The 16,551-nt window shown below is 71.4% G+C and carries 14 protein-coding genes; 6 read left to right on the top strand and 8 right to left on the bottom strand.

Translation table 11 applies throughout. From position 1 onward, the window contains the following. The first annotated feature begins 73 nt into the window (after positions 1-73). Genes FLW16_RS25150 through FLW16_RS25165 form a run of 4 tightly spaced genes read left to right on the top strand, consistent with a single transcriptional unit; the run spans position 74 to position 2,364 of the window. Positions 74-1,024, top strand: a complete 951-nt coding sequence (locus FLW16_RS25150; protein ID WP_142562596.1) for a threonine/serine dehydratase — start codon at positions 74-76, stop codon at positions 1,022-1,024. Between the two features lie 47 nt (positions 1,025-1,071). Then, the gene (locus FLW16_RS25155) at positions 1,072-1,704 is read left to right on the top strand and encodes a TetR/AcrR family transcriptional regulator (RefSeq protein WP_142562597.1); all 633 of its coding nucleotides are present in this window, start codon (positions 1,072-1,074) and stop codon (positions 1,702-1,704) included. A 1-nt stretch (position 1,705) separates the two neighbouring features. Further along, complete coding sequence (locus tag FLW16_RS25160) at positions 1,706-2,164, top strand: thioesterase family protein (RefSeq protein ID WP_142562598.1); 459 nt, start codon at positions 1,706-1,708, stop codon at positions 2,162-2,164. After that, positions 2,158-2,364, top strand: coding sequence for a hypothetical protein (locus tag FLW16_RS25165; protein WP_142562599.1), 207 nt, complete (start codon positions 2,158-2,160; stop codon positions 2,362-2,364). The genes FLW16_RS25160 and FLW16_RS25165 overlap by 7 nt, the downstream gene beginning before the upstream one ends. An 8-nt stretch (positions 2,365-2,372) precedes the next feature. Here FLW16_RS25165 and FLW16_RS25170 read toward each other — a convergent pair whose 3' ends face one another. Further along, on the bottom strand, positions 2,373-3,125 hold the full coding sequence (locus tag FLW16_RS25170; RefSeq protein ID WP_142562600.1) for a hypothetical protein: 753 nt from the start codon (positions 3,123-3,125) through the stop codon (positions 2,373-2,375). Between the two features lie 31 nt (positions 3,126-3,156). Then, a complete protein-coding gene (locus tag FLW16_RS25175) occupies positions 3,157-4,986 on the bottom strand; it encodes a substrate-binding and VWA domain-containing protein (protein WP_142562601.1) in 1,830 nt (609 codons plus the stop codon). A gap of 167 nt (positions 4,987-5,153) precedes the next feature. On the opposite strand from FLW16_RS25175, the gene FLW16_RS25180 reads away from it, so the two are divergent. Next, the gene (locus FLW16_RS25180) at positions 5,154-5,510 is read left to right on the top strand and encodes a hypothetical protein (protein ID WP_260615561.1); all 357 of its coding nucleotides are present in this window, start codon (positions 5,154-5,156) and stop codon (positions 5,508-5,510) included. Positions 5,511-5,522: 12 nt separating this feature from the next. Here the strand turns inward: FLW16_RS25180 and FLW16_RS25185 are convergent, their stop codons facing one another. From FLW16_RS25185 to FLW16_RS25210, 6 genes are all read right to left on the bottom strand, one after another. Further along, on the bottom strand, positions 5,523-6,137 hold the full coding sequence (locus tag FLW16_RS25185; RefSeq protein WP_142562602.1) for a TetR/AcrR family transcriptional regulator: 615 nt from the start codon (positions 6,135-6,137) through the stop codon (positions 5,523-5,525). Then, positions 6,134-8,482 (bottom strand): YhgE/Pip domain-containing protein, encoded by a 2,349-nt coding sequence (locus tag FLW16_RS25190; protein WP_142562603.1) that lies wholly within the window; start codon positions 8,480-8,482, stop codon positions 6,134-6,136. The genes FLW16_RS25185 and FLW16_RS25190 overlap by 4 nt, the downstream gene beginning before the upstream one ends. Beyond that, positions 8,479-9,330 (bottom strand): ATP-binding cassette domain-containing protein, encoded by an 852-nt coding sequence (locus FLW16_RS25195; protein ID WP_221891273.1) that lies wholly within the window; start codon positions 9,328-9,330, stop codon positions 8,479-8,481. Before FLW16_RS25195 ends, FLW16_RS25190 begins: the two co-directional genes overlap by 4 nt. Positions 9,331-9,574: 244 nt before the next feature. Then, the gene (locus FLW16_RS25200; protein WP_221891274.1) at positions 9,575-10,411 is read right to left on the bottom strand and encodes a carbohydrate-binding protein; all 837 of its coding nucleotides are present in this window, start codon (positions 10,409-10,411) and stop codon (positions 9,575-9,577) included. Positions 10,412-10,567: 156 nt separating this feature from the next. Then, positions 10,568-13,753, bottom strand: a complete 3,186-nt coding sequence (locus tag FLW16_RS25205) for a M28 family peptidase (protein WP_142562605.1) — start codon at positions 13,751-13,753, stop codon at positions 10,568-10,570. A 126-nt stretch (positions 13,754-13,879) separates the two neighbouring features. Then, complete coding sequence (locus FLW16_RS25210; protein ID WP_260615562.1) at positions 13,880-14,827, bottom strand: LysR family transcriptional regulator; 948 nt, start codon at positions 14,825-14,827, stop codon at positions 13,880-13,882. A 390-nt stretch (positions 14,828-15,217) separates the two neighbouring features. On the opposite strand from FLW16_RS25210, the gene FLW16_RS25215 reads away from it, so the two are divergent. Further along, positions 15,218-16,495 (top strand): pectate lyase, encoded by a 1,278-nt coding sequence (locus FLW16_RS25215; protein ID WP_142562606.1) that lies wholly within the window; start codon positions 15,218-15,220, stop codon positions 16,493-16,495. Positions 16,496-16,551 lie beyond the last annotated feature (56 nt).

A 16,551-nucleotide genomic window follows, 5' to 3' on the forward strand; every position in this document is an offset into this window, starting at 1 on the left:
TCGATCCCGTCTATGGATTCGCCTCAGAACTTCAGTTGGACCTATTGTCCCGTCGGCGGCCAGGCTGGGAGCCATGACCGACATTCGCGACATCCTGGACGCTCGACGGCTCATCGCCCCGCACCTGCCCGAGACTCCCATGTGGTCCTATCCCGTGCTCGACGCGGCGGTCGGCGCCGAGGTCCACGTGAAGCACGAGAACGTCCAGCCCACGGGGGCCTTCAAGGTGCGCGGCGGCATCACGCTGCTGGCCCGCATGGCCGATCGCCGTCGCGGGGTCGTCACGTACTCGACCGGCAACCACGCCCAGTCCGTCGCGTACGCCTCCCGCCTGTACGGCGTGCCGTGCGCCGTCCTGATGCCGGAGAATCCGAACCCCGCCAAGGTCGCCGCGGTCGAGGCGCTCGGGGCGACCGTCGAGGTCCGGGGCGCGACGATGATGGAGACCGCCGAGCACGCGCGCGACCTCGCCGAGCGCGCGGGACGCAGGTTGATCAGCCCGGCCGACGAGCCGGACATCCTGGCCGGGGTGGGCACGCTCTACGTCGAGCTGTTCACCGCCCGGCCGGACCTGGAGGCGGTGTTCGTGCCGGTGGGCAGCGGCAGCGGGGCCGCCGCCGCGTGCATCACCGCCGCCGCGCTCGCGCCTGGCTGCCGGGTGATCGGCGTCCAGTCGGCCCAGGCTCCGGCCGCGCACGACTCCTGGCGGTTGCGGGAACCGGTGACCAGGCCCATCAAGACCGTCGTGGAGGGGCTCGCCACCGGTTCCGCGTTCGCGCTCCCGCAGGCCGTGATGCGGGACGGCCTGGCCGACTTCCTGCTGGTGGACGACGACGACATCCTGCGGGCCCAGCGGCTGCTGCTCACCGAGGCCCACACCCTGGCCGAGGGGGCGGGGGCCGCCGCGCTCGCCGGGCTGCTGGCCCGGCGCGAGGAGTTCGCCGGGCGCAAGGTGGCCGTGGTGTGCACGGGCGGCAACGCCGGCCCGGCCGAACTCGCCCGTCTACTGGCCTCGGCCGGTTAGACGACGGCAAGTAGACGACCGACCGGTCGTTCATATAGTTTGGCCGGGTGACAGAAGACGGCCGGCGGCTGCGCGGGTTGCGCAGCCGCGAGACGATCCTCCGGCAGGCGGTGGAGCTGTCCTCCGTCGAAGGGCTCGACGGGCTGTCCCTGGGGCGGCTGGCGACGGCGACCGGCGTCAGCAAGTCCGGGCTCTTCGCCCACTGGCGTGACAAGGAGCAACTGCAGCTCGACGCCGTGGAATGGGCCGTCCGGCAGTGGACCGATCAGGTGGTGGGGCCCGCTCTGCGCGCCCCCGCGGGCGTACGGCGCCTGTTCGCGCTGCACGAGGCGCGACTGGCTTTCTACGGTGACGGCGTGCTGCCCGGCGGGTGTTTCTTCTTCGCCGTGCAGGCCGAGTTCGACGACCGTCCCGGAGCCGTCCGCGACCGGCTCTCGCGGGCCATGGGCGAGTGGCAGGGGCTTCTGCGCCGGCTGGTCGCGGAGGCCGTGACGCTGGGCGAACTGACCGGCGGCGTCGATCCGGCCCAGCTGGCCTACGAGATCGACGCGCTCGGCGAGATGGTGATCATCCATTCCCGGTTGCACGACGGGGCGCAGGCCCTCGTCCATGCCCGCCGCGGCGTGCTGGAGCGCCTGCGTGCGCTCTGCCCCGACCCCGCACTTCTCCCGGAGGAATGACATGACCGCAGGTGGCGTCCACGAGACCGTGCAGGTGCATTTCGACGACCTCGACGCGATGGGGCTGCTGCACAACTCGCGCTACGCCGTGCTGGTCGAGCGGGCGATCGGCGCCTACTGGCAGCGGCTCGGCTGGGCGGCCGACCCCGCCAGGTCGGCTTTCACGGACGTGCTCATGGCCGTACGCGAGTTCAAGGTGACCTACCACGCGCCCATCGCGGAGCCGGGCGAGCAGCTGGTGCACTTCTGGCTGGAGCGGATGGGACGCACCAGTGGGGTGTACGGCTTTCGCGTCCTGTCCGCGGACCGCGCCACCGTGCACGCCGAGGGCTACCGCGTCAACGTCAACCTGGATCCGGCCACCTTCCGGCCGACGCCGTTCAGCGACGAGATCCGCGAGGCCGCCGCGCCTTTGCTGCTCCCGGCGCTCGCGGCGCATCCGGAGGCGGCGCGGTGCTGAGGTCGCGCTGGATCGCCGGGCCCGCGGTGGAACGGCCGGGACCGCTGGTCGCCGCGCTGACGGACTTCCGGACGGACCGGATGCTCGACCTGCCCGGCATCGCGCGGCGCGGCCTGTCGCTGAGCCGCCTGTGGCCGTCGCTGCCCGGCGCGGTGGACAGGGCAGCCCTGTGGCGCGCGCTGACCGCTTCCCCCGGCTGAGCGAGAAATCAGGGGGCGATGTCGTGGCGGGTGGCCTCTTCGACCTCGTGCAGGCTCTGCCGGGTCAGTTCGAGTTCCGAGGTCAGCTCGTCGAGTGCTCGGGCGCCGCCGCCCGAGCCGTCGGAGGTCGCCGTCATGGCGGAGATCTCGACGGCCCGCGCGACCAGGCCCTCCAGGCTGATGGCGCCCGACTGCAGCCGGGCCAGCACCCTCTCCCGTGCGCCCGACAACCTGTCGTACACCTCGCGCTGCGCGTCCAGGGCGGCGATCGACCGGTCGAGCTCGCCCGCGACCTCCTGCCGGGCCGTCTGCCGCGCCTGCGTGAGCCGTACGCGCTCCTGCTCCAGGAACCGGGGGTCGAAGCGGGCCAGCGCAGAGCCCGTGACGGAGGCGTGCCCGGCCAGCCGGCGCAGCGTGCCGACGGTGTCGTCCACCTGCGGGCGCATCGCCGCGATCCGGTCGAGCAGGAGCTGCCCGCGCATCGAGGCGGTCAGGTCGGTGAACGACGCGGCGGCCCGCTCCGCCCGCCGCAGCCACGCCTCCTCCGCGCTGCCCTTCGCGACCGGCGGGGCCTGCGGTTCCGTACGGCTCTCGCCTCCGGTGGACTGCCACGCGGAGGCGAACGCCTTGATGAGCCAGACCGCGACCCCGGCGACGGGCACCCCCACAGCAGGGACGCCGACCGCCCAGGCCGCGCCCGCGGCGGTGGCGCCCATGAGCAGCGCCCAGGGATCGCGGAGTTCCTCGGTGAAGCGGGACAAGGGGGCTCCCAGGTCGGACGGTGGGGGTCGATCAGAAGTTGGAGATCACGGCGGTGAACACCTCGTCGATGCTTCCCGGCTTGCGCGAATCGTAGGCCGCCGCGTCCGTGGTCTGCGAGATGCGCCGCAGGACGTTCAGGTCGGCGTCGCCGCCGTACGCGATGGTGAACATCCGCACGGTCTCCTGCCCGGCCTCCTTGCGCAGGTCGGGCAGCAGGTTCTCGAGCGAGATGGAGTTGTTGTCCTCGTTCTTGCCGTCGGTCAGGAACACGACCGCGTTGATCGCGTCGCCGCTCTGGTGCCGCATCACGTACTGGTACGACGCGAGGGCCGTGTCGTACAACCCCGTGCCGCCGCTGGGGATCAGGCCGTTGATGCGGCTCTTGAGCCGCGACTGGTTGCCCCTGCCCAGGGGGACGAGCTCGCGGTAGTCCTTGTCGCCGTCCTGCTTGAGGCTGAACAACCACAGGCCGACCCGGTCGTTGGGCCCGAACTGCGGCAGCGCGTTGATCGCGGCCTGCTTGGCGAGGTCGAGCTTGGTCTTGCCGGTGCCGGCGACCTCGGCGCCCATCGAGCCGGAGACGTCCATCACCATCAGCACGTTGGCGGGCTTGCGCAGCTCGGCCCAGCTCTTGAGGATCCGGTCCAGCACCTGCGGAGTCGGGGTGCTGAGCGTGGTCGCCGGCTGTTTGGGGTCGAGGCCGTTGGCGGTCGTGATGAGGTCGCCCGGCTTGCTGTCGAACGACCGGAAGGCGTACTTCTCGAACTCCCGCTGCCGATCGGGCTCCCGCAGGTACTTCAGGAAGTCCGCCGCCGCGGCCTTCTTCGCGGCGTCCGCCCAGGACAGCACGGCGTACGGGTGGTCGGAGAAGAGCGTGCCCTCCTTGGGATAGATCGCCACCAGCGGCACCTTCGGCTTGGCGTGGTCGCCGAGGGTCTTGGGATCGCCCGTCGGGTTGCCCTGGTTGTAGTCCCACACCGACTTCTCCTCCACCGTCACGGCGGAGATGTACGACATGGCCGTCCCCGAGTCGTCGGCGTGCTGGAGGTTGGACAGGAAGGTCAGGGTGGTGTCGCCGTAGTGGACGATGGACCGCTCGACCCCCTTGACGAAGTCGCGCGTCTTGGCCGCGGCGACGTCCCGTTCCGTCAGGTCGCCCGACAGCCCGGTGGCCGCGAAGTACGCCCCGACGGTGGCGTTGAGGCCGGAAGTGGAGAAGTTCGGGTTCGTCTTGCCGAGGCGGAACCTGCCCCACTCCGGGTGGTCGTACTTCGCCCAGCCCTTGGGGTCGTTGGCGAGGTCGAGGATCTCCGACCAGCCGATCTTCTTGGACGGCCAGCCGAGCGCCTGGGCCATCGGCTTGGGCATCGCGATGACCAGCGGAGACGTGGCGATCGTCGGGTTGTCCGCGGCCACCGGCGACGCCTGGTCGCCGCCCTCGACGCGCTGCCGCAGGAGGGTGACCCAGCCGGTGCTCGCCGGCGTCCAGACGTCCGGCTTCGGGCCGTCCTGCCGCTCGTCCCAGCCGCGGGCCAGGGCCTGCATCGCCCCGCCGGACGCCTTGGAGTTCACGACCACGTCCACGCACTGCCCGTCCACCTTGTGGCCGTTGTAGTCGTTGGCCATCGTGCGCAGCAGTTCGGCCTTCTCACTCGAGGCGGCGATGGTCAGCGTGATCCCGTCGTCGCCGCAGGCGCGTCTGCTCGCGTTCCCGCCCTCGTCGTCACCGGCGTTCCCGCCGCCGCCCGAGGCCCCGCCGAACAGCAGCTTCAGCCCGACGATGAGCGCTCCCGCGAAGATGACCGCGATGACGAACGGAGCCACGCTGCGGCGGCGCTTCTGCTGCGGTGGGGGGTACACGGTCTCCTCCATTGTCCCGGGATACCTGCATTTATCCCGACGAACGGCGGATCACGTTAGTTGCCGATCATCTCGTCCTGCTAACGCCCCAGCCCCGTTCCCACGCCCATCCACAGAACTTGGTAACTTACAGTAATCACTCGAACACATTTAGTAATGTCTGCGGCGTGCCGAAGTTCATCCATCAGCAGACCGTCGACTTCTTCGGCCTGTTACCCGCAGTGGTGGGTGAGCGCCTGAAGGAGCTTCTGATGACAGCGTCAACCGGCTACGAGAAGGTCATCGCCGCCCGCTACTTCTCCGAGTGGGTGAACAAGGGCCTGGAACAGGGCCGCGCGGAGGGTGAGGCCAAGGGACGCGCGGAGGGTGAGATCGAGGCGATCCTTACCGTGCTCGACGCCCGTGGGCTGGACATTCCCTCCGAAGCGCGTGAGCGGATCAGCAGATGCTCCGACCTGCATCTGCTGGAGAAGTGGATTCGCCGGGCGGTGACGGTGACGTCGGTGGACGAACTCTTCGTCTGACGTCCGCGCCGGTCAGGGCGAGATGCGGCGGTGGACGAGCTCGGCGAGGGTCGCGAGCACGTCCTCGACCGGCTGGTCGGGGCGCAGCGCGCGACGCTCGATGGCGACGGTGAGCACCATGCCGAAGACGGCCGTGGCGGCGGTGCCGGTGTCGAAGCCGGGGCGCAGCTCGCCGGCCTCCACGGCGTCCGCGAGAACCCGCTCGTACACCGCGAGCACGCTCGTACGCAGCCGCAGGACGGCGTCCTGCCAGGCCGCCCGCCACAGCTCGGCCAGCAGCACCCGGGCGAACGGCCCGTAGTCGTCGAAGAAGCGGAGCTGGGCGAGCATGAGCGCGTCGAGCACGGCGACCGGTGAGGCGGCGGGGCCGCGCGTGGCCTCGGCGAGGGCGTCGGCGAGCCGCTCGATCCCGTGGTCGAGCAGGCCGGCGAACAGCGCCTCCTTGCTGCCGAAGTTGTAGAAGACGGTGCCCTTGGCCACCCCCGCGCGTTCGGCGATCGCGTCGACGGTCGTGGCGGCGAAGCCCTGCTCGGCGATGAGGTCGGCCGCGGCCCGGTAGAGCCGCTGCCGCGTCTCGGCCCGCCTGCCGCCCTGCTCCTTCGCCGGTCCGTCCCCGGAGCGGCTCACAGCGACAGCTCCGGCTTGAGGCGGCGCATCGACCACGTACGGCCGCGGTGGACGGCGAGCACGGTGAGGGCGAGACCGAGGGCGACGAACGCGGACAGCACGCCGCAAGCCTGCCACACCACGGCGGTGTCGCCACCGCTGACGAGGCGGCGCATCGCCGACACCACCCAGCTCATCGGCAGCCACGGCGAGATGGCCTGGAAGAACCCGGGGGAGGTCTCGATCGGATAGGTGCCCGCCGACGAGGTGAGCTGCAGCATGAGCAGCGCCAGCACCGCCACCCGTCCGGGCGGCCCGAGCAGCGCGTTGACCGCCTGCACGACGGCGAGGAACGCCGCCGTGACCAGCACGAGGAAGGCCACCACGCCCGGCCAGTTCGCCGCCTCCAGCCCCAGGCCGAAGCGCAGCACGGCGAGCAGCACCCCCACCTGGAGCGTCCCCATCGCGAGCCCCGGCAGCCAGCCCGCCAGGGCCGTCCGCCACGCCGGAGCCGACCCGGCGAGCAGGCGCGGGTTGAGCGGCCGCAGCAGCATGTACGTCACCATCGCGCCGACCCACAACGCGAGCGGCACGAAGAACGGCGCGAACCCGGTCCCGTAGTTGGGCACCTCGTTGTCCACCTTGGTGGCGAGCCGGACGGGGTCGCTCATCATGTCCGTACGGCTGTCGCGCTCCTGCGTGCCGTAGTCGGGGATCCGGGCGGCCCCGTCGCCGAGCTTGCCGGCCAGCTCGCCCGAGCCGTCGGTCAGCTTGACCAGCCCGGAGTCGAGCTTGCCGGCCCCCCGCTGCAGCTTGCCGATTCCGTTGTCGAGCTTGCCCGCGCCGGAGGCGAGCGAGGCGAGCCCGGTGTTGAGACCGGTCGCTCCGTTGTCGAGCCTGGCCAGGCCGGTGGACAGGCTCCGCGCGCCGTTGTTCAGCGTGCCGAGGCCGCGCGACAGTGAGGAGGCTCCGTTCACGGCCTTGCCCGCGCCGTCGCGGAGGCCGGACGCTCCGTCGGCCAGTTGCCTGAGCCCCTTGTCGAGCTGGTTGAACTTGTCGCGGGCGTCGTCCAGCGCGCTGCCGAGGCCGGGCGCGGCGGCGGCCAGCTCGCGGGCGTCGTCCGCCACCGCCCGTGCCGTGCCGGCGAGGCCGTCGAGCCTGCCCGCCTGGGTACCGAGTCGGTTCTGCAGCCGTCCGGCGGCCGACGCGAGGTCGCCCGCCGACCCGGAGGCCCGCTCGACCAGCGCGCGCAGCTCGGGATCGGCGTCGGGATGGGCGCTCAGCCAGCGCTGGACGGCGCGCAGGTCCTGCCGGGCCGTGCCCGCCGAGCCCTGCACCTGCCGGGGCAGGCCGTCGAGCGCGTCGGCGAAGCCGTCGGCGCCCTCCGCGAGGGTGAGCGCGCCCTGCCGGATGCGGTCGCCGTTCTTCTCCAGCACGGGGACGTACCTGTCGGCCGCCCGGTTGACGGTGGGAGACAGGGTGTGGACCTGGCGGTAGACCTCGCGGTTGCCCTCGGCCAGTTTGGCCGCACCCTTGTCGAGCGCGGACAGGCCCTTGCGGAGGTCGGCCGCGCCCGCGGCCGCCTTCGACAGACCGGCGGACAGGGAGGCCGAGCCCGTCCTGGCCTGGTGCAGCCCGCTCGTCAGCTGCCTCGACCCGCCGTAGAGGGCGTCCGCTCCGGACGACAGCTTGCCGGTCGCGTCCTGCGCGGACCCGAGCCCCTTGGCCAGCGAGGCGGCGCCGTCGCTCGCGGCGGCGGCTCCGTCGTGCAACTGATCGGCGCCGTCGGCCGCCTGGGTGGTCTTGTCGTGCAGCTCGCCGAAGGACAGGAAGATCTGGTCCAGGTAGTCCTTGACCGCGCTGCGCCCGGCCGCCTCCTTGACCTCGCGGAACACCGCGTCCGAGATCGTCCGCATGATGTAGCTGCGCCCGGTGTCCACCCGTACGCCGAGCTGGGCCGGGCGCGGCGTGCCGTCACCGGAGGGGGAGGCGAGGTCCGCGCTGAAGCCGGCCGGGATCGTGAGCGACAGGTAGTAACGGCCCTCGCGGACGCCTCTGTCGGCCTCGGCCGCGTCGACCCGGTGCCAGGCGAAGACCTTGCGCTGCTCCAGTTCTGCGGCGAGTTCGCGGCCCGCGTCCACCGTGCTCGGCGGGCCTCCCGCGGCGCCGGCGGTGGTGGCGGGACGGTCCTCCACCACCAGGGCCACCGGTACGCGGTTCAGGTTCGCCTGCGGATCCCAGAACGACCACAGGTAGAGCCCGGCGTACAGCAAGGGCAGCATGATCACGGCGACCAGCGCGGCCCTGGTGAGCCGCGAGCGCATGAACCTGCGCAGTTCGAGCCGGCCGGGGAGGGGGACCCTCATCGACGTTCTCCTTCCTCCGCCTCATCGCCGCGCGCCACGCCGGTGTCGTCCCCCGCGACGGGCGGCGGGGGTGGAGGCGGCGGGGGAGCGGGCACGGGCAGCGGCAGCAGCGTGGTGGCCGCGCCGGTCGCCTCCCCGGCGTCGGTGCACGCCGCGACGACGGTGAGCCCCTGGTCGGCGAGGCCGCGCAGGACGTCCCACAGCTCGTGCCGCCTGCCCGCGGGGATGCCGGTGTCGGCGTCGTCCACGAGGAGCAGGCCCGGCTGGTCGAGCAGGGCGAGCGCGACGCCCAGCCGCACCGCCTGGTCCCTGGTGAGCTCCCTGGTCAGGGTCCGGTCGCCGTGCGGCAGTTCATCCGGGTCGAGCCCGGCGTGGACGAGCGCCGACCGCGCGGCGTCCGGGTGCCGCCTGCGCCACAGGAACCCGTGCGGGCGCAGCCGCTCCTGCAGGTGCTCCCGTACGGTCAGGGCGTCGTCGAACGGGTTCACTTCGGTGAAGAGCCCGAGGGCGGCGATCTGCCTGATCCTTCGGGGCGTCGCCAGGCCGCCGACGGTGAGCGTCCCCTCGGTGGGCTTCATCCGTCCCGCGAGAGTGAGCAGCAGGCTCGTACGGCCACTGCCCGCCTCGCCCGTGACGACGGTGAGCGTCCCGGGGGCCGCGTGCAGGGAGACGTGCCGGTAAACCCAGCCGTGACCACCCCGCACGCCCAGCTCCCGCGCCTCCACCTCGACGCCGCGGAACACGCCGCCGGCCATGGGGCCGACCGCGCCGCCGGCCATTCGGCCGGACGGCCCGGCGGGAGTTCCGGCTGAGGGGGTGACGTCCCCGGCGGTCCGCCCGGCATCCACGTCTGTGCTCCATTCTTTTGCACTGACCAGTCGGTACAAAAGAGTAGCGCCGAGAGCTCCTCGCCCTATGCCCGTCATGGTGTGATTTCACCTACACAAGACGAGGCCCGGTCAGCGGTGACCGGGCCTCGTGGGTGCGGGAGGAGGGCTCGTCGACGGAGCGGCACGGCCGCCGCCTGCCGCCGGGGCGTCCGGGCTACGCCGGCGGATGGTGCGGCGGCCGTGCCGGGGTCGTGGCCGGCCTCTAGCCGACGCGCTGCCACAGGGACGGCACGTTCGGCGGCTCCCAGCCGACCTGGGCAGTGTGTCCCTGAATGCAGCGGTAGGCCGAGCCGCCGTAGGTGACCGTGTCGCCGGCCGTGTACGTTCGGCCGGCCTGCCAGGTCCTCCCGGGTCCGGTCGTCGGGCTGGCGGACGGGCTGCCGGTGGGCGGCGCGCCCTGGACGTTCAGCACGAAGTCGAACGTCGCCTCGAGGCCGGCGCCGTTGCTGCGGACGTTCATCAGCAGCCTGGCGTCGTAGATCGTGTCGGTGTTGTTGCGCGGCTCGCCGGGGAAGTACAGCTGCGTCGTGAGGACGGGCTTGTTGGGCGCCTGCGCCTTCACGTGGATGTGCCGTGTCCGTCCCGGATACAGCCCGGGGACGATGGTGGTCAGCTTGTACGAGCCGTCGGTGCCGGTGTACTGGTGGCCGCGGAAGTTGAAGCCGGCGTTGTCGTAGGCGCCGTTCCTGTCCGCCTGCCAGAAGTCCAGCAGCACGTTGGCGAGTGGACGGCAGGAGAGTCCGAAGACGTAACCGCTGACCGTCAGCGGGGTGCCGCTGCCCGGCAGCGTCGTGCGCTGCGGGGAGTTCGGCTTGAAGTAGGGTCCCTCGATCTGCTCGACCGTCGGATCGTCGTCGTCGTCGCAGAAAGGGGTGGGGAGCAGCGGCCCGCCGGTGACCGCGGCGTCGCGGGCGAGCGAGGCATGGGCCGCCGTGCCCGCCAGGATCGACATCGGGGCGCCGATCAGCGCCGCCTTGAGCAGGGTCTTGCGGGTGATCCCGCCGGGCCTTTCCTCGTCTCCGAGGTCCACGGGTTCCATGGCTTCCTCCATGTGGTGGTCGGGGTGCGGAGGAGTCAGGACGGCGGCCCCCCTCCGCGGGGTACGCCGTCCTGACTCCTCACCGGGCGGACGGCTTCCGCCCGGTCGGGAGACGTCGCCCGCTCTCGCGAGTCAGGTCCGGGCGACGTCGTGTGGTCAGACGGGTTGCCAGAGGGCCGGGACGTTCGGCGGTTCCCAGCCGGGCAGCGAGGTGTGCGACTGGAGGCAGCGGTAGGTCCTGCCCGCGTACGTCACCGTCTGGCCGGCGGTGTACGCGGTCCACTCCTTCCAGGTGGTGTCGCCCTGGTCGCCGCCGATGGTGAGGGAGAAGGAGGCCGAGTGGTCGGCGCTGCTCCCGTCGGCGTTGAGACCGATGGCGTACGTGCCCGGCGCCGCGCCCGCGGTCGTCGAGATCGTCACCTGGGACGACTGCCCCGCGATGATCGTCTGCGGCGAGAACGACACCGACACCCCGGCGGGGACGCTCGACGCCGACAGCGTCACCTGCTGGGCGTTGCCCGAGCTGACCTGGGTGAACAGCGTCGTCGTGGTCGACTGGCCGGCCTGGACGGACGCCGAGGACGGGTTCGCCGAGACGGTGTAGTCGTCGGTGGGCGCCGGGCCCTGCCCGACCGCGAGCTTCCACAGCACGTACGCGATGCCGTCGGCGTTGCGGTCCAGGGCCGTGGTGTTGACGTTGGACGGGTAGGTGTCGCACGCGGAGTGGTAGCAGCGGTCGAACGCCTGCCCGGCCGTGCCGCCCCACTTCTGCGCCTGGGCCGCCGACTTGATCGTCTCCGCGCCGGTGAAGACGCCGCCGACCCGCACGCCCGCGTTCTTGAACGGCGTGTGGTCGCTGCGCCCGTCGCCCTCGGTCTCGATCTCCGTCGGGATGTCGAGCGTGGCGTAGTAGTCGTTGAACAGCTTCTGGAGCGCCGGGTCGTCGTCGTAGACGAAGTAGCCGGCGTTGGGCGAGGCGGTCATGTCGAAGTTGAGATAGGTCTCCACTCCGGCGGCGCCGCCGTTCTGCACGTAGTACGTCGAGCCGCGCATGCCCAGCTCCTCGGCGCCCCACCAGGCGAACCGCACGTGCTTGGTGAGGGTGGGATTGCGCGCGGCGAGGGTGAGCGCGACCTCGAGCAGCGAGGCGGAGCCCGACCCGTTGTCGTTGACGCCGGGGCCCGCCGCGACGCTGTCGAGATGACCGCCGAGCATGACGGTCGGGCTCGCCGGCCCGCCGGTCCAGTCGGCGATGAGGTTGGTGTGCGTCTGGCCGTTGTAGGTGAAGCTCTGCGTCCGCGTGGCGTACCCGGCGGCGTCGAGCTTGGCCTTCACGTAGTTCAGCGCGTTGGTGTACGCGCCGGACGGCGAGGGCCGGTTGCCGATCGACTGCAGCTGCTGCAGGTGGGCGTTGATGTTCGCCACCGGGATGTCCGGCGTGGCCGGGTCGGGATTGCCGGACCCCACCGTGAGCGAGTAGGTCGCCTGCCTGTCCACGTCCGCGCCGTCCGCCACGATCGTGATGGGGTAGGCGCCCGCGGGCGTGCTCGCGGACGTGACCAGCCTGAGCTGCGAGGTCTGCCCGGCGGTGATGGAGGCCGGGGTGAACGTCGCGGTGACGCCGGTGGGCAGGGTGCCGGTCCGCAGCGTGATCTGCTGGGCGCTGCCCGTGGTGACCGTCGTGCTCACCGTGGCGGTGACGGCCTGGCCCGCCTGCGTGCTGCCGGAGGCCGGGGTGACCGAGACGGAGAAGTCGTTGCCACCCGGGTTCGCCGTGCAGGTCGGGTCGTTGGTCGCCGGGACGTTGACCGCGGTCCAGGCCGCCTTGACCGCGTTGAACTCCACGCAGCTGTTGGGGAACAGCGACTTGGCGGCGTTCAGTGTGTTCACGCGCGCCTTGGCGTGCGTGCGCGGGAGGGTCTTGAGGTTCAGCGAGGCCAGGAAGATCATTCCGGCCTTCTGGATGCCGATGCCGGTCAGCGACGAGGGCCCACTGCAGACGGGGCTGCTCGGCCTGCCGCCGCCGGGGTTGGTGCCCTCGGCGAGCAGGTAGAACCAGTGGTTCTGCGGGCCGGCCGCCGAGTGGACCTCGGTGTTCGGGATCGAGGCGCTGTAGCAGTCCGGGTCGCCGTTGGTCGAGGGCCGGTACATGTACCGGATCGGCCCGCCGCCCACCAGGTTGACCTCTTCGCCGACCTGGTAGTCCGGCGGGTCGTTCGGGTTGTTCGCGTACGCCTCGGTCAGCGCGCCGAAGATGTCGCCGGTCGACTCGCCCATGCCGCCGGCCTCGTTGCCGCTGCCCGCGCCGCCGCCCGTGTACTGGTCGATGGCGTGGCCGAACTCGTGGCCGACCACGTCCATCGAGGTCGCCTGCTGGTTGTTCGCCTGGTTGTGGCCGAACGAGGTGTAGCTGCCGTTCCAGTACGCGTTGACGTCGGCCAGGCCCACGCGGATCGGGAAGCCGCCGCCGGAACCGTTGATGCCGCTGCGCCCGAGCCAGTCCCTGAGCATGTTCCACTCGGTCTGTACGGCGTAGAGCGCGTCGACGCACGCGGTTTCGAGGCTGGTGCCCGAGGCGTTGCCCCAGTCGTCGTCGGGCCCGGTGTAGGCGGTGCCGTTCTGGCCGCCGCAGCGTAGGCCGGGGCGGGTGGTGTCGGTCATCGAGTAGTTGCCGGCGGACCCGGAGGTCTGGATCGTCACCGGGTTGCCGTTGTAGTAGCTGTGCCCGACGCCGGCCTTCACGTCGTCGTAGGAGTCGAGCACCGTGCCGGTGAGAGCGTCGACGAAGACGTGCAGGACGCTCGGGACGTCGCCCTTCTTCCTGCCGGTGACCACCGTCTCCCACGCCAGCCTGGGCGTGTCGAGAGCGGCGTCGACGAGGAGCGTGGGCGTGCCGACGGACTCGACCGAGGTCAGCAGGCCGCGCGCCTTCACGGCGGCCTGTGCCCCGGTCACGCGGGGCGCCTCGGAGACGTTCAGCTCGGTGCGCTGACCGGTGGTGACGACCTGCACCGTCTGTCCGGACGCGTCGGTGGAGACGATGACGTCGCCGCCGTGGACGGGCAGGCCCGCATGGGTGCGGGCGTAGGTCAGGTAGCGCAGCCCGCCCGCGCCGGTGACGGTGCGGGCGAGCGTGAACTCGTCCGAGGGCGCGGTGTGCAGCGCCTGCGCCGAAGCGGCCAGAGCGCTCGCCGCGCTGGCGAGTGCGCGCGCCTGGGGGCCGGGTGGGGCCGGGGCGCTCGACGCGGAAGCCGGCGTGGTGGCCGTTCCCGCGAGGGATGACGAGGTCAGGGCTACCGCCGTCAGTACGGCCAGCGCCGCTGACCTTGCAGGGGGTCTCACTCCTGGTGACTCCTGTCCCTTGGGGGGTTGAGGGGAGGAGCCCGGCCGGGGCTGAGACACACCGTGACATCGACGACGGGAGACGGGTAACCCCGCACCTTCCTATACGGTCGCGGTATAGGGGGGTTATGGCTGGGCAAGCGGCCCGTGACGCCCGAGCCAGTCCTGGTAGACCGCCGACTTCTCGGCGTCGGCCCAGTACGCGCGGCGCACCGCCCTCACGAGCTCGGCGATCTGCGGATCGACGGGACCGGCCTCGGTCCAGCCGATCAGGTGGCGGAAGCTGAGCGGCGTCCCGGCCAGCGGGCGGATCGCGATGCCCGGATAGCCGCGGCTGGTGGCCTGGAACATCCCGACGCAGCGGGACGCGGCGATCAGGTCCACCGCCACGCTGAGGGTGGCCTCGCAGCCGATCTTCGGCACGAACCCCGCCCGCGCGCAGGCCTCGCCGAAGTGCTCGCGGTGGCCGACCTCGATCATCACCGGCAGCGACCACTCCTCCTCGGCGAGGTCGGCCAGGTCGATCTCCCGCCGGGCGGCCAGGGGATGCGACTCGGCGACTCCGACGAAGATCGGCTCCCACGCGACCGGCGCGTACCCGACGCCGGCGGGCGGCGTGAGCGGGAGGCCGGGGTAGTCGGCGAGCGTCGCCAGCTCCAGCCGCCGCGAGCGCAGCAGGCTCGGCAGCACGTCCATCGCCTCCTCGGTCCGCAGCGTGACCTCGGCGTCCGGCAGCAGCTCTCGGAGCGTTCCGATGATGTGCAGCGCGAGGTGGCTGGACATGCAGCCCACGCGCAGCACCCTGCGGCCGGCGAACCGCATGCCGTCGCGCCGCAGTTCCTCGAACGCGGGCAGCAGCGAGCGGGAGCGTGCCAGCACCCATTCGCCGAGGGGCGTGGGCGAGGCTCCCTCCCTCCCCCGCTCGAACAGCGGGCTGCCGAACATCGACTCGATGCGCCGAAGCTGAGCCGTCAGGGACGGCTGGGAGGTCTTCAGCGCGGCGGCGGCCTTGGAGATGCTCCCGTGGTCCGCGATGGCGCAGACCGCGCGCAGATGACGCACTTCTAGCTCCACGCCACGAGGGTAATAAGTAAAGAAACTTTGCAGTAGACCCAATAGCGGCTTGTCAGAGCTGGTGGCCGCCGCGCAGGGGGAGTCTGGTGGTCATCCGGTCACCGCCGCCTGCACGAGCGGGCGCTTCCCCGGCGTGTTCCGTGTTTCATGAAAATTTCACCGGCGGACACCGGGTGCACCGGCTCTCACCTGCCGGGATGGGTGGGTGCCCGCACCGGATCGTCAACTGGCCGACATGGAGCATTGACCCGGGTTCCCGAGGTCCGTAATTTTGGCCGTGTTCCGGTTCATGGATGTTGTTCACATTCATGAATTCCCCCAGCGGGACCAGAAGTGGCGCCGGCCACCGCCTCGGTCAGGGGTCCTGCACGACCTGCGAGGAGCTCGGCTTTGAGAAGGAGTACCAGAACCGGAGTCGGGGTGATCGGCACCCTCGCCGGGGTCGCCGCCCTGGTCGGCGGCGTCTTCACCGGCGTCTCCAACGCGGCGCCCAGTGCGGGGCCCTACCGGATCGTGAACGGCGCCAGCGGCCTGTGCCTCACCGTTCCCGGCGGCAGCGGCGCGGACGGCGTGCAGCTCACGGTTGCCGCCTGCAACGGCGCGAGCAACCAGACCTGGAACCTGTCGGCCCAGGGCAGCGGCTTCCGCCTGGCCGCGGGCAACAGCGGCAAGTGCGCCGGGGTCGCCGGCGCCTCCACCTCCGCGGGCAAGGCCGTCCAGCAGGAATCATGCACCGGCGCCTCGTCGCAGACCTGGCAGCTCACCGCCTCGGGATCCACCTACCGCGTCATCAACGCCAACAGCGACAAGTGCCTGAACACCAAGGACAACTCCACGTCCTCGGGCGCGCTCGTGCAGCAGAACTCCTGCGACTCGGTGGACACCAAGCAGTGGACCCTCCAGCCCGCCGGTTCCCAGCCGTCGTCCACCCCCACCGCCACGCCGACGAAGAGCCCGACCACCAACCCGACGCCGCCGTCGGGCTGGCCCAGCGCGAACGGCTCGCAGGCGGTCACCAGCACGATCAGCGTCTCCGGCACCATGGACGGCGGCCTGAAGCGCTACTACGCCAGCGGCGACATGGGCGACGGCGGACAGAGCGAGAGTCAGGACCCGATCTTCGAGCTGGCCAACGGCGCGACGCTCAAGAACGTCATCATCGGTTCGCCCGGCGCCGACGGCATCCACTGCCTGGGCAGCTGCACCCTGCAGAACGTCTGGTGGGAGGACGTCGGCGAGGACGCGGCGACCCTGCTGGGCAGCTCGTCGTCGCAGGTCATGACCATCGACGGCGGCGGCGCCAAGAGCGCGTCCGACAAGGTGTTCCAGCACAACGGCCCCGGCACGATGGTCATCAAGAACTTCCAGGTGGACAACTTCGGGAAGCTCTACCGTGCCTGCGGCAACTGCACGAACTCCTACCAGCGGCACGTCCAGATGTCGAACATCGTGGCGACCTACCCCGGCAAGGCGCTCGCGGGCATCAACACCAACTGGGGCGACACCGCGCGCTTCTCGAACATCACGATCAAGAACGACCCCGACCACAAGATGATCGTGTGCCTGAAGTACAAGGGCGTGCCGAAGGGCAGCGAGCCGACGGAGATCGGTAGCGGCGCCGACGGGACGAACTGCATCTACAGCTCCTCCGACATCCACTACCAGTAAGCGCGCCGGCCGGTCCCGGGATCCCCGGGCCACGTGTGACGGCGGTGCGAGAAAGA

Origin of the sequence: Microbispora sp. KK1-11 (genome assembly GCF_006874435.1) — a bacterium.
Classification (GTDB): domain Bacteria; phylum Actinomycetota; class Actinomycetes; order Streptosporangiales; family Streptosporangiaceae; genus Microbispora; species Microbispora catharanthi.

What these genes read in the sequence shown, in the direction of transcription:
- FLW16_RS25190 (WP_142562603.1), bottom strand. Translation starts at nt 8,482, where the DNA reads ATGAGGGTCCCCCTCCCCGGCCGGCTCGAACTGCGCAGGTTCATGCGC.
- FLW16_RS25150 (WP_142562596.1), top strand. Translation starts at nt 74, where the DNA reads ATGACCGACATTCGCGACATCCTGGACGCTCGACGGCTCATCGCCCCG.
- FLW16_RS25160 (WP_142562598.1), top strand. Translation starts at nt 1,706, where the DNA reads ATGACCGCAGGTGGCGTCCACGAGACCGTGCAGGTGCATTTCGACGAC.
- FLW16_RS25200 (WP_221891274.1), bottom strand. Translation starts at nt 10,411, where the DNA reads ATGGAACCCGTGGACCTCGGAGACGAGGAAAGGCCCGGCGGGATCACC.